The organism is Kitasatospora sp. NPDC094019, from assembly GCF_044764505.1.
Classification (GTDB): domain Bacteria; phylum Actinomycetota; class Actinomycetes; order Streptomycetales; family Streptomycetaceae; genus Kitasatospora.
This window is the reverse complement of sequence record NZ_JBIWIF010000004.1, coordinates 122,066-133,966: the sequence shown is the minus strand read 5'-3', so window position 1 is coordinate 133,966 and position 11,901 is coordinate 122,066. Positions and strand designations below refer to the sequence as shown.

Annotated in this window: 9 protein-coding genes and 1 tRNA gene; 3 read left to right on the top strand and 7 right to left on the bottom strand. The window is 71.8% G+C overall.

Annotated elements, in window-relative coordinates:
* Positions 1–118: 118 nt before the first annotated feature.
* The 5 genes from ACIQ9P_RS10725 to ACIQ9P_RS10705 all read right to left on the bottom strand — a co-directional run bounded on the left by ACIQ9P_RS10725 (position 119) and on the right by ACIQ9P_RS10705 (position 6,339).
* Positions 119–1,576 (bottom strand): peptidoglycan D,D-transpeptidase FtsI family protein, encoded by a 1,458-nt coding sequence (locus ACIQ9P_RS10725; RefSeq protein ID WP_402353044.1) that lies wholly within the window; start codon positions 1,574–1,576, stop codon positions 119–121.
* Positions 1,573–3,042 carry an FtsW/RodA/SpoVE family cell cycle protein gene (locus tag ACIQ9P_RS10720; RefSeq protein ID WP_402353041.1) on the bottom strand — a complete coding sequence of 490 codons (1,470 nt, stop codon included), beginning with the start codon at positions 3,040–3,042 and terminating at the stop codon, positions 1,573–1,575. The genes ACIQ9P_RS10725 and ACIQ9P_RS10720 overlap by 4 nt, the downstream gene beginning before the upstream one ends.
* 141 nt (positions 3,043–3,183) lie before the next feature.
* Positions 3,184–4,872 carry a protein phosphatase 2C domain-containing protein gene (locus tag ACIQ9P_RS10715; RefSeq protein ID WP_402353038.1) on the bottom strand — a complete coding sequence of 563 codons (1,689 nt, stop codon included), beginning with the start codon at positions 4,870–4,872 and terminating at the stop codon, positions 3,184–3,186.
* 53 nt (positions 4,873–4,925) lie between these two features.
* Positions 4,926–5,459 carry an FHA domain-containing protein gene (locus ACIQ9P_RS10710; RefSeq protein ID WP_402353035.1) on the bottom strand — a complete coding sequence of 178 codons (534 nt, stop codon included), beginning with the start codon at positions 5,457–5,459 and terminating at the stop codon, positions 4,926–4,928.
* 13 nt (positions 5,460–5,472) lie between these two features.
* Positions 5,473–6,339: an FhaA domain-containing protein gene (locus ACIQ9P_RS10705; RefSeq protein WP_402353032.1), complete on the bottom strand. Its 867-nt coding sequence runs from the start codon at positions 6,337–6,339 to the stop codon at positions 5,473–5,475.
* Positions 6,340–6,757: 418 nt separating this feature from the next.
* Between ACIQ9P_RS10705 and ACIQ9P_RS10700 the strand changes: the two genes are divergently transcribed.
* Positions 6,758–6,841, top strand: a tRNA-Leu gene (locus ACIQ9P_RS10700).
* A gap of 127 nt (positions 6,842–6,968) precedes the next feature.
* Here the strand turns inward: ACIQ9P_RS10700 and ACIQ9P_RS10695 are convergent.
* Both ACIQ9P_RS10695 and ACIQ9P_RS10690 read right to left on the bottom strand, forming a co-directional pair.
* Positions 6,969–8,108: a sensor histidine kinase gene (locus ACIQ9P_RS10695; protein ID WP_402353029.1), complete on the bottom strand. Its 1,140-nt coding sequence runs from the start codon at positions 8,106–8,108 to the stop codon at positions 6,969–6,971.
* Complete coding sequence (locus tag ACIQ9P_RS10690; RefSeq protein WP_402353026.1) at positions 8,105–8,818, bottom strand: response regulator; 714 nt, start codon at positions 8,816–8,818, stop codon at positions 8,105–8,107. The genes ACIQ9P_RS10695 and ACIQ9P_RS10690 overlap by 4 nt, the downstream gene beginning before the upstream one ends.
* A 297-nt stretch (positions 8,819–9,115) precedes the next feature.
* On the opposite strand from ACIQ9P_RS10690, the gene ACIQ9P_RS10685 reads away from it, so the two are divergent.
* Together ACIQ9P_RS10685 and ACIQ9P_RS10680 are read left to right on the top strand one after the other, a co-directional pair.
* Complete coding sequence (locus tag ACIQ9P_RS10685; protein WP_402353896.1) at positions 9,116–10,885, top strand: phosphatidylglycerol lysyltransferase domain-containing protein; 1,770 nt, start codon at positions 9,116–9,118, stop codon at positions 10,883–10,885.
* Positions 10,886–11,103: 218 nt separating this feature from the next.
* Positions 11,104–11,871, top strand: a complete 768-nt coding sequence (locus ACIQ9P_RS10680) for a hypothetical protein (protein ID WP_402353023.1) — start codon at positions 11,104–11,106, stop codon at positions 11,869–11,871.
* Positions 11,872–11,901: the final 30 nt, after the last annotated feature.

Sequence of the window (11,901 nt, the reverse complement as noted above, 5' to 3'; positions counted from 1 at the left end):
TACCGGTCGGACCGTACCGGACCCGAGTCGACCGCAGGCCGATATCAGACCGGTATCCGGACAGGGGTGCCGATCGTGACATTTCCCTCACCCGCCGCGGCCACCGGCACGGCCTTCGTCACTTGCCGAGCACGGCCTGCATCACGGACTTCGCGATCGGCGCGGCCAGCCGGCCGCCGCTGATGCCGTCGCGGTTGTTGGAGCCGTCCTCGACGACCACCGCGACCGCGACCGTGCGGCCGTCGGCGGCCTTGGCGTACGAGGTGAACCAGGCGAACGGCAGGCCCGCGTTGCCCTCGCCGTGCTGGGCGGTACCGGTCTTGCCGCCGACGGTGACGCCCGGGATCTTCGCGTTCTTGCCGGTGCCGTTCTCGACCACCGAGACCATCAGGTCCTGCATCTTCTGCGCGGTGGCCGGGCTGATCGGCTGCGAGAACTGCTTCTCGCTGTGCTTGGAGATGGTGGTCAGCGAGGCGGAGCGCTCCTCGGCGACCAGGTACGGCTGCATCAGCGAGCCGTTGTTGGCGATCGCCGCTGAGACCATCGCCATCTGCAGCGGGGTGGCCTGGGTGTCGTGCTGGCCGATCGAGTCCTGGGCGGTGCCGTCCGGGGTGGAGTTGGACGGGTAGACGCTCTTCTCGGACCGGATCGGGGTGTCCACGGTGCTGTTGAAGCCGTACTTCTCGGCCTGCACCCGCATCTTGTCCTTGCCGAGGTCGGCGCCGATCTTGGCGAAGACCGTGTTGCAGGACTGGTCCATGCCGGACTTGATGGTGGCGTTGCCGCACTGCTCCCGGTCGGACTCGTTCTTCAGCACGAAGTTGGTGCCCGGCAGGGTGTACGGGTCCGGGGTCGCGGTCTGGTCGTCGATGTTCTGGTAGAGGCCGTTCTCGAACGCCGCCGAGGCCGTGACCAGCTTGAAGGTCGAGCCGGGCGGGTAGGTCTCGCGCAGCGCCCGGTTGAGCATCGGCTTGTTCGGGTCGGCGTTGAGGTCGGTCCACGCCTTGCTGTCGGTGGACTCGTTGCCGGCGAAGCTCGCCGGGTCGTAGGACGGCGTGGAGACCAGGGCCAGGATCGCGCCGGTCTTCGGGTCGAGCGCGACGACCGCGCCCTTCTTGTTGCCGAGCCCCTCGAAGGCGGCCTTCTGGGCCTTGGAGTTGATCGTGGTGACGACGTCGCCGCCGCGCTTCTGCTCCCCGGTCAGCATGTCCAGGGTGTTGCGGAAGAACAGCCGGTCGTCGCTGCCCGAGAGCACGCCGTCCTCCAGCTGTTCCAGCTGGCTGGCGCCGAACGCCTGCGAGGAGTAGCCGGTGACCGGGGCGTACATCTGCGGGTCCGTCCAGGACCGCTTGTACTTGTAGCGCAGGCCGTCCACGAAGGTGGACTGGGTGATCGGCTGGCCGTCGACGATGATGTTGCCGCGCGGGTAGGCGTAGCGGTCGTAGACCTGCCGCTTGTTGTACTTGTTGCTCGCCCAGGCGTCGGCCTGCACGCCCTGGACCCAGTTGGTGCGCACCATGAGGGCCAGGATCAGCACGAGGCAGAAGATCGAGACCCGGCGGATCGGCTTGTTCACGAGGCGTTGCCCCCCTGGATCTCGGGTGTCGGGGTGGGCTCCACCCCGGGACGGCGGGCGTTGTCGCTGATCTTCAGCAGGATCGCGACCAGCGCCCAGTTGGCGACCACGGAGGAGCCGCCCTGGGCGAGGAACGGCATCGTCATACCGGTCAGCGGGATCAGACCGGTGACACCGCCGGCGACCACGAACACCTGCAGCGCCATCGCGGAGGAGAGCCCGACCGCGAACAGCTTGCCGAAGGGGTCGCGGGCGGCGACCGCGGTGCGCAGACCGCGCTGGATCAGCAGGGCGTAGAGCATGAAGATCGCCATCATGCCGGTGAGGCCGAGTTCCTCGCCGAAGGAGCCGAGGATGAAGTCGCTCTTGGCCGCGAAGTCGATCAGCCAGGAGCGGCCCTGGCCCAGACCGGAGCCGGTCACCCCGCCGGAGCCGAGCGCCATCAGGGACTGGCCGATCTGCTCGGTGGCCCCCTGCGGCGGCTTCGGGGCGAAGGCGGCCATCGGGTCGAGCCAGGCGTCGATGCGGGTCTTGACGTGGCTGGCGGTGGAGGCCACCGCGACCGCGCCGCCGACCGACATCAGCAGGCCGACGACGATCCAGCTGGTCCGCTCGGTGGCGACGTAGAGCATCACCACGAAGAGACCGAAGTACAGGAAGGAGGAGCCGAGGTCGTTCTCGAAGATCAGGATCAGCAGGCTGAGCAGCCAGATCACGATGATCGGGCCGAGGTCGCGGCCGCGCGGCAGGTACAGGCCCATGAAACGGCGGCTGGCCAGTGCCAGGGCGTCGCGCTTGACCATCAGGTAGCCGGCGAAGAACACGGTCAGGATGATCTTGGCGAACTCACCGGGCTGGATCGAGAAGGCGCCCATCCGGATCCAGATCTTGGCGCCGAGGTCCTCCTTGCGCTCCGGGAAGAACGCCGGGGCGGCGAGCAGCACCAGCGCCACCGCCATCGAGATGTAGGTGTAGCGCTGGAGGACCCGGTGGTCCTTCAGGAAGACCATCACCACGATGAAGAACGCGATCCCGAGGCCCGACCACATCAGCTGGTTGGAGGCGGCCGGGAAGTTGTTGTGCAGCAGCGGACCGGCCTTGTCCAGCCGCCAGATCATCACCACGCCGAGCCCGTTCAGCAGGGTGGCGATCGGCAGCATCAGCGGGTCCGCGTACGGCGCGAACTTCCGCATCAGCAGGTGCGCGATCAGGGCGAGCGCCCCCATGCCCAGGCCGTAGCCCAGCATCCCGGCGGGCAGGCTGTCGTCCATCGCCAGGCCCACGTTGGCGTAGGCCAGGACCGGCAGCGCCACGGCGAACGCCAGCATCGCCAGCTCGGTGTTGCGCCGGTTCGGCGTCGCCTGCGGCGAGATGGTGGTGTTGCGGCGCCGCCGCGAGGACGCCCGGTCGGGCGGCACGTCGGCGGACCTGCTGTTGGGGTCGCTGCTCACATCGAAGGTACTCATGCTCCCGCCCCGCTCCGCCCGGCAGGGGCATCCGCCCGCACGCGCCTCTCGTCGGCCTGTTCGCTTCGCTCTCTCACGTGGTAGCCGCTCCCTGACGGCCGGCGGACCCGCGCGGGGCGGGTCTCTGTCGGGTCGCGGCCGTCACTTCGGGCAGGAGTCGGCGCGCTGCCGCTCCTCGTCGGTCAGGCCGGGCAGGTCGCTCGGCGGGGCCGCCGGGACCGTGGCGCCCTGGCTGGGCGCGACGGGAGCCGGGACGGTGGTGCCCGGCGTGCTCGGACTCGGGGTGGTCGTGCCCGGGGTGGTCGTGGGGACGCCCGCCGCGGGGGCGCGTCCGGTCGCGGCCGGGCCGGGCGTGGTGGTCGCCGTCACGAACCCGGCGTGCGTCGCCACGGTGCCGGCGGCGGCCTGCTGGGTCGGCTGGCCGGTCGCCGGGGTGCCGCCGGACAGGCCGCCGGCGGTGGCCCGGACGTCGGAGACCCGGCGGCAGAACGCGGCCTGCTCGCCCAGCTTCTTCACCTTGTCGTCGGCGTCGCCGAGGCTGGTCGCCGAGATGGTGTTGGTGACGTGGGTCCGCTGGTCCTGCGGGAGGTACTTGAGTTCGATGTCCTTGTACGGGGTGTGCACCGAGGACAGGTTCACTCCGGCCAGGCTCTGGTTCACGCCCTGGAAGACCGCGACGTGGTCGCCCTCGGCGCCGACGTAGTACTGGCTCTGGGTCCACTGGTAGCCGAAGAAGCCGCCCGCGCCCAGCAGGCCCACGGTGACCAGGCCGACCAGAGAGAACGCCAGTGCCCGGTTCTTGCGCTTCGGCCGCCGGGGCGCCTCGTCGTCGTAGTCCTCGGTCCCGTGGACGGAGGGCTCGGCGCCGCCGTCCGGGTAGCCGCCGTCGTAGCCGCCGGCCGGGCCGAATCCGGCGTCGGGGTGGCCGGCGCCGTAGCCCTCGGCCGGGCCGAAGGCGCCCTGCGGGCCGCGGCCGAGCCCGGCGGCGCGGCCGGCCGGGGTGTCGCGGATCGACCGGTCCGCGGCGGTCGAGGACGGCGGGGTCTCGGCGACCGCGCCGACCACCACCGGCACGTCGTTGAACCGGCCGCTCAGGGTGTCCGTGGCACCGACGTCGAGGACGTCCGCCACGATGCAGGTGATGTTGTCCGGGCCGCCGCCGCGCAGCGCGAGCTGGATCAGCTCCTGCACGGTCTGCTCGGGCGAGTAGTAGCTGCCCAGGGTGTCCTGGAGGGTCTGGTGGCTGACCGGGCCGGAGAGGCCGTCGGAGCAGATCAGATACCGGTCGCCGGCCCGGACCTCGCGGATCGAGAGGTCCGGCTCGACCTGGCCCCGGCCGTCCAGCGCGCGCATCAGCAGCGAGCGCTGCGGATGGGTCTCGGCCTCCTCCGGAGTGATCCGGCCCTCGTCGACCAGCCGCTGCACCCAGGTGTGGTCCTGGGTGATCTGCACCAGCGAGCCGTCCCGCAGCAGGTAGCCGCGGGAGTCGCCGACGTGGACCAGACCCATCCGCTGGCCGGTCCAGAGCATCGCGGTGAGGGTGCAGCCCATGCCTTCGAGCTGCGGGTCCTCCTCGACCATCTGCCGGAGCCGGTCGTTGGCGCCCTGGACCGCGTCGCCGAGCAGGGTCAGCAGGTCGGCGCCCGGCACGTCCTCGTCCAGGCGGACGATCGAGCCGAGCACCTCGGAGGAAGCGACCTCACCGGCCGCCGCCCCGCCCATGCCGTCGGCCACGGCCAGCAGCCGCGGGCCGGCGTAGCCGGAGTCCTCGTTGCCCTCCCGGATCAGTCCCTTGTGGGAGCCGGCGGCGAAGCGCAGCACCAGGGTCATGCGACCTGTGCCCCCCTCTGGGTCATGGACGGGATGCTGTCCCTCATGCGCTACTACTTCCGCAGTTCGATGACGGTCCTGCCGATACGGATCGGCATGCCCGGCTGGAGCGGGGTCGGCGCGGTCAGGCGCTGACGGTCCAGATAGGTGCCGTTGGTGGAGCCTAGATCCTCCACCGTCCACTGCCCAGTCTGGTCGGGATAGATCCTGGCATGCCGGGAGGACGCGTAGTCGTCGTCCAGCACGATGGTGGAGTCGTGCGCCCGGCCCAGGGTGATGGTCTGGCCCTGCAGCGCGACGGTGGTCCCGGCCAGGGAGCCCTGCACCACGACCAGCTGGGTCGGGGCGCCGCGACGGCGCCCGCCGCCCTGGGTCGGCGGACCGCCGGCCGGGGGCTGGCCCTGCGGGGCCCGCCCGGCCGCACCGGCCGTCGGCGCCGCCGGGGCGGCACCGCCCCGGCGGGAGGACCGGGGGTTCACCCTGGTTCCGAAGAGGTCGCTGCGGATCACCTGGACCGCGACGATCACGAACAGCCACAGCACGGCCAGGAAACCCAGCCGCATGACCGTGAGGGTCAGTTCTGACATAACCGCGCCCGCTCTACCCTTCGACCTGTCGGTAGACGATGGTGGTGGAGCCCACGACGATTCGAGAGCCGTCGCGGAGCGTAGCGCGCTGGGTGTGCTGCCCGTCCACCACGATGCCGTTCGTCGACCCCAGGTCCAGCACCATCGAGGGTGTGCCGGGCCGGATCTCGGCGTGCTTGCGGGAGACCCCGGGGTCGTCGATGCGGACGTCCGCCTCGGTGGAGCGGCCGAGCACGCAGCCGTTCCCGGAGATCTGGTGGCGGGCGCCGTTCACCTCGATCCAGCGGCGCACCGAGGCGCCGTGGCCGGCGCCCGGGAAGGGGCGCACGGTGCCGCCGGCGGGGGCGGTCGGCGCGGGCGGGGTTGCGGGGGGCGCGGCCGGCGGCGGGGGCGCGGCGTACTGGGCGCCGCCGCCCTGCTGCCACGGCGCGCCGGGGGCCGGGGCGGCCGGCGGGCGGCCGTAGCCGGGCTGGGTCGGCTGCGCGGGGGCCTGCTGCTGCGGCTCCTCCGCGGCGAGGGTGCGGCTGCGCACCCGGTACAGGCCGGTGTCGAGGTCGTCGGCCTTCTCCAGGTTCACCTGGAGCGGCCCCATGAAGCTGTAGCGCTGGGCCTCCGCGTACTCGCGGACCATGCCGGCGAGCTCGTTGCCCAGCTGCCCGGAGTAGGGGCTCAGCCGCTCGTGGTCGTGCGGGCTGAGTTCGACGATGAAGTCGTTGGGCACGACGGTCCGCTCGCGGTTCCAGATGCTCGCGTTGTTGTCGCACTCGCGCTGCAGCGCGCCGGCGATCTCCACGGGCTGGACCTCGGACTTGAACACCTTGGCGAAGGTGCCGTTGACGAGACCCTCAAGTCGCTGCTCGAACTTCTTCAGCACTCCCATGGGGCACCCCCTTCCAGGGTTCGTTCGCCTGCCGGCCGACCGGTTTCCGGGGGGAGCCGGTCGCGCCTGATTGCGGTACTTCCGTACTGATCGTATCCACGCCGGGGCCATCCGTACGGTTCCCGGACCACGTGGTGCCCGGGGGTGGGCTCGGACACACAGGGTGACGCATGCGGGCGGCAGCATGCCAGGGCTACCCGCCCGGTGGGCCCGCCATCCCTCGCTCGCGTGTTCGCCGGGCATCCGTTCGGATGCGCTCCGCCTCCCCCGGGAACGGATTCGGAGGTGACCCGCAGGTCGTGCTACTGTTTTGCATGTCGGAAGGGGCGCCCAGCGGGTGGCCCGATCGAAGAACCGCGAAGGCCACATGGTACCGAGCGGATCGGCTGATCGACCGGCAAGCGGTGAAAACACCCATGCGCGGGTGGCGGAATAGGCAGACGCGCTGGATTCAGGTTCCAGTGCCCGAAAGGGCGTGGGGGTTCAACTCCCCCCTCGCGCACAGCGAAGCCCCGCAGATCTTCGGATCTGCGGGGCTTTTTTGTTCCCGGAGCGGGTTCCCACCCGGTCGTCCGGGCCCGGGCCCCGCCCGGTCGCCCGGCACCGCCGCGGCGGGCGGCGGGGCCGGTTCAGGAGCTCGGCGCCGGGAGGTCGGCGCGGACCTCGAAGCCGCCGTCCGCGGTCGGACCGGCGCTGAGCGAACCGCCGAGCAACTGCGCCCGTTCGCGCAGTCCGACCAGGCCGTGACCGCCACCGGGCAGGACCTGGTCGGGGCGGACCGGCGGGGCGTCGTTGCGCACCTCGACCCGCAGCTGCCGGCCCCGGGCCCGGATCCGGACGTGCACCGCGGCCTGCGGCGCGTACTTGCTGATGTTGGTGAGCGCCTCCTGGACGGTGCGGTAGGCGGCCCGCTCGACCGCCTCCGGCCAGGGGCGGTCGCCCGGGGCGAGCTCGGTGTCGGCGGCCAGCCCGCTCTCCTCGATCAGCCGGGGCAGGTCGGCCAGCCGGGGCTGCGGGGCCAGCGGGGCGCCCGTCCGCGGCCCGCCGGCCCGCAGGACGCCGACCATCTGCCGCAGCTCCTCCAGGGTGCGCACGGACAGTTCGCGGATGGTCGACGCGGTGCCCGAGGCCGCCGGGTCGGTGGTGGAGACCTGGAGCGCGCCCGCCTGGATGCTGATCAGGCTGACCTGGTGCGAGACCACGTCGTGCATCTCCCGGGCCAGCCGTCCCCGCTCCTCGCTGAGCACCCGGTCGGCCAGCAGCCGGCTCTCCCGGGCCTGCCCCCGGGTGAGCTCGTCCAGCCGGGACGCCAGCTCGCGCCTGGTCCGGGACAGCAGACCGGTGGCGGCCGGGCCCGCCGCGAGCATCACGGACTGGATGGCGTACAGCGCGGTGTCCCGGGTCGGCTCGAAGGACTGCTCGGAGAGCGGCCAGTGGAAGAACTCCACCAGCGCGAAGAGCGAGGCGCAGGGGAGCACCACCCGGGAGTCGGGGCGCTCGGCCGCCACCGTGTAGACGGCGGTGATCGGGGCGAGCCAGATGTCGTCGAGGTAGCTGCCGGGCATGGTCAGCAGCAGCACCGTGACCGGGAAGCGGCGCCGCCACAGCAGCGCCACGGCGGCCAGGACCGACAGCAGGGTCTGCCAGAGCGGGGCGCCGCGGGCCACCAGGGCGGCGTCCATCAGGGAGTAGCCGGCGGGGAGCAGGATCATCAGCCAGGGCGCGGTGCACCCGGCGGGGAGACGTCGTGCGGGAGAGGGGTCGCTCATGCCCCGTTGCTCGGCTTCGGCCGGACCAGACCGGCCCGGTGGGCGACGACGGCCGCCTGGACCCGGTTGGCGGCGCCGAGCTTGCCGAGGATCGCGCTGATGTGGTCCTTCACGGTGCCGGTGCCGAGGAACAGCCGGTCGGCGATCTCGGCGTTGGACAGACCCTCGCCCAGCAGTGCCAGCACGTCCAGCTCCCGGCCGGTCAGGGTGCGGGCCAGGGTGGCGGCCTCGGCGTCCGGGCCGCCGCCGTCCACGTAGCCGCCGATCACGGTGCGGGTCACGGTCGGGGAGAGGATGTTGCCGCCGGCCGCGAGCACCCGGACGGCGTGCACCAGCTGGTCCGGGGCGGTGTCCTTGAGGAGGAAACCGGAGGCGCCGGCCCGCAGCGCCGTCCCGATGTGCTCCTCGGTGTCGAAGGTGGTCAGCATCGCCACGGCCGGCGGGTCGGGCAGGGCCCGCAGTCGGCGGAGCACCGAGATGCCGTCCAGGTCGGGCATCCGGATGTCGAGCAGCACCACGTGCGGACGCAGCCGTCGGACGTACTCCTCGCTCTGCGCGCCCGAGCAGTCCCCGACCACCTCCAGGTCGGGGGCGGAGCCGACGATCAGGCCCAGCCCGGACCGGACCAGGATCTCGTCGTCCACGATCAGCACGCGGGTGGTGGTGATGGTCCCTCCTCGGTTCGGCGGACGGGCCGGGCCGGTCCGCATGACTGGAATCGAGAGTAGGGCCTGACCGGCGGCTTCGCCGGGCCCGGCCTCCCGGAGCAACCCCCGCCGAACGGCGGGGGTGTGAATCCGCTGCCTGGTTCACGCGATTCTCACCGGAGGTGCGGAACCATGGAATCGGCTGCCGTTCGGTCGGTCCGCGGCCGGGGTGGGTGGCCGGCCGGGTCGCGTGCGGATGCGGCCCGTCATCTGATCGTTTGGAATTGAGCTGTGTCGTCCACTGTGAAGCCGGAGCCGTCCACCTCCCCCACCGGGTCCGGGCCCGGGTCCGGCGCCCTGATGGCGCGCTGGCGCCCGCGCGCCGCGGCGGCGACGGTCTGGTACCTGCGGCTGATCGTCCTGCTGAACCTCGTCACCGTGCTGCTGGCCCCGTTCCGGGACCAGGTCGAGACGCACAACGAGGGCGAGTACTTCACCCCCTACCTGATGACCGCCGGGCTCAGCAGCGCGGTGCTGTCGGTCTTCCTGGCGATCGCGATGCGGCGCCGCAAGCGGGCCGCGTGGATCTTCAACACGGCGCTGGCCGGGCTGTTCGCGGTGCTCTACCTGCTCGCCATGACGCTGCCCGGCGGAGGCTTCACCAAGCACCCGCTGAACTATGTCTCCACCGTGCTGACCTGCGGGTTCGTGTTGGCGCTGCTGGTCGGGCGGAAGGAGTTCACCTCCAAGGGCGACAGCTCCAACCCGAAGACCGCCGCCGCCACCTTCGTGGCCGGCCTCGGCTTCGGCGGCGTGGTCGGCGCGGCCCTGGTCGCCCTGACCAACAACCTGCACGGCGCCGCCGACTTCTGGGACATGTTCCGCTACTCGGTCGGCCGGATGATCACCATCACCCCCTCCGAGCACCTGCGCTCCGTCATCGACGCGCCGACCTGGGTGAACGCGGTCATCAACGCCATGGGCGCGGTGCTCTTCCTGCTGGTCCTGTACATGGCCTTCCGCAGCCCGCGGAACACCGAGCTGCTCACCGTCGAGGACGAGGAGCGGATCCGGGGGCTGCTGGAGAAGCAGGGCGAGCGGGACTCGCTGGGTTACTTCGCGCTCCGCCGGGACAAGGCGGTGATGTTCTCGCCGAGCGGCAAGGCGGCGGTCACCTACCGGGTGGTCGGCGGCGTCTCGCTGGCCTCCGGCGACCCGATCGGCGACCCCGAGGCGTGGCCCGGCGCGATCGACGCCTGGCTCGCCGAGGCCCGTGAGCACGCCTGGGCGCCGGCCGTGATGGGCGCCTCCGAGGAGGCCGGGGTGATCTACGCCCGGCACGGGCTGGACGCGCTGGAGCTGGGGGACGAGGCGATCGTCGAACTCGACGAGTTCTCGCTGGACGGCCGGGCGATGCGGGTGGTCCGTCAGGCGTACAACCGGGTCAAGCGGGCCGGCTACACGGTGCGGATCCGCCGGCACGAGGAGATCCCCGAGTCCGAGATGGCCGAGCTGGTGGCCAAGGCCGACCAGTGGCGCGACGGCGCGACCGAGCGCGGCTTCTCGATGGCGCTGGGCCGGCTCGGCGACCCGGGCGACGGGCGCTGCGTGATGCTGGAGTGCCACGACGCCGAGGGCGAGCTGAAGGCCCTGCTCAGCTTCGTGCCGTGGGGCGCGGACGGGCTGTCGCTGGACCTCATGCGCCGGGCCCGGGACACCGAGAACGGCCTGATGGAGTTCATGGTGATCGAACTCCTGCAGCGCGCCCGCGAGGTGAACCTGGCCAGGGTCTCGCTGAACTTCGCCATGTTCCGTTCCGTTTTCGAGCGGGGCTCGAAGCTCGGGGCGGGGCCGGTGCTGCGGCTCTGGCGTTCCGTTCTCGGCTTCTTCTCGCGCTGGTGGCAGATCGAATCGCTCTACCGGGCCAACGCCAAGTACCGGCCGATCTGGGAGCCGCGTTATCTGCTGTTCGAGAAGAGCAGCGAGATTCCGCGGATCGGCATCGCCAGCGCCCGGGCCGAGGGCTTCATCACCGCACCGAGCCTGCCCGCGCTGTTCCGTCGTCGGCACCAGGCCCCGCCCGCCGCGGAGCCCCGGGTGCCGGTGGCGGCACAGGACGGGAAGGGGTAGCCCTCCGCCGGGGGGCGGAGGGGGCCGGGCAGCCGTCCGGGGGGATCTCATGGTTGTTCCTCCCCCTTGAGGATGACTCGGATCCGCACAATTGCCGATGTGGATTCGTTAACCGGCTTCTAATGTGGAGGTAGTCGAGAAGGCGCTTGCGCCAACGGGGATTCGGAGAACCGGTTGTGATGCGGAGGACCCACGCGGGGGGCGTGCGAAAGGGGCCGGTGGCTTTTGCCAGGGAGGCCGCTGTCGCCGAGTGGGGAGCGCTGTTCGGTACGGTCCGGGAGCAGGTCGCGCGGAAGAAGTTCGCGGCCGTTCCGTTGGCCACGGCGGCGACCTGTCTGATCCTGCTGTTCAGCATCGTCCAGCACCTTCCGGGCGGCGAGCACTTCGTCACCCGGATCGGCGTCGTCAAGGCGGCCCTGCCGCTGGACGTCTCGCTGCTGCGCACGCCGCTGTCGTTGTACGTGCCGGCCCTGGACCTGCCGGTGTGGGGGGCGCTGGCGCAGGTCTTCGTGGTCTTCGGCATCGCCGAGATCGTGCTCGGCCGCCGGCTGACCCTGGTGGTCGCCTACACCTGCACCCTGGCCGGGACGCTGTTCGCCCGGGTCGGGGTGGCGATCGGCCCGGACCACCTCTTCGGCTTCCCGAAGTGGGTCGCGCACGTGCGGGACACCGGTCCCTCGGCCGCGGTGGTGGCGCTGGCGATCTGCATCGCGTTCCGCTGCCGGGCCTGGTTCACGGCCGGGCTGGTCGTGGCGGTGATGGTCGGCGAGGCGGTCGTGCTGCCGAACCTGGCCGGGATGGAGCACGTGGTCGCGGTGATAGCGGCGCTGCTGATCGCGGTCTCGGTGGAGGTGTTCGGGGACTTCTGGCCGCGGGTGCTGGCCGGGGTCGGCGCTGCGGACGTGGTGGCGACGGCCACCGCCTCGCTGGAGGCGGCGGCCGCGGACGTCCGCCGCCGCACGCCGGCCGGCGCGGCCGTTCCCTAGGGGACGAAGGGCGGGACGGGTACCGAGGAG

What these genes read in the sequence shown, in the direction of transcription:
- ACIQ9P_RS10695 (WP_402353029.1), bottom strand. Translation starts at nt 8,108, where the DNA reads ATGAGCGACCCCTCTCCCGCACGACGTCTCCCCGCCGGGTGCACCGCG.
- ACIQ9P_RS10705 (WP_402353032.1), bottom strand. Translation starts at nt 6,339, where the DNA reads ATGGGAGTGCTGAAGAAGTTCGAGCAGCGACTTGAGGGTCTCGTCAAC.
- ACIQ9P_RS10715 (WP_402353038.1), bottom strand. Translation starts at nt 4,872, where the DNA reads ATGACCCTGGTGCTGCGCTTCGCCGCCGGCTCCCACAAGGGACTGATC.
- ACIQ9P_RS10710 (WP_402353035.1), bottom strand. Translation starts at nt 5,459, where the DNA reads ATGTCAGAACTGACCCTCACGGTCATGCGGCTGGGTTTCCTGGCCGTG.
- ACIQ9P_RS10685 (WP_402353896.1), top strand. Translation starts at nt 9,116, where the DNA reads ATGGCGCGCTGGCGCCCGCGCGCCGCGGCGGCGACGGTCTGGTACCTG.
- ACIQ9P_RS10720 (WP_402353041.1), bottom strand. Translation starts at nt 3,042, where the DNA reads ATGAGTACCTTCGATGTGAGCAGCGACCCCAACAGCAGGTCCGCCGAC.
- ACIQ9P_RS10690 (WP_402353026.1), bottom strand. Translation starts at nt 8,818, where the DNA reads ATGCGGACCGGCCCGGCCCGTCCGCCGAACCGAGGAGGGACCATCACC.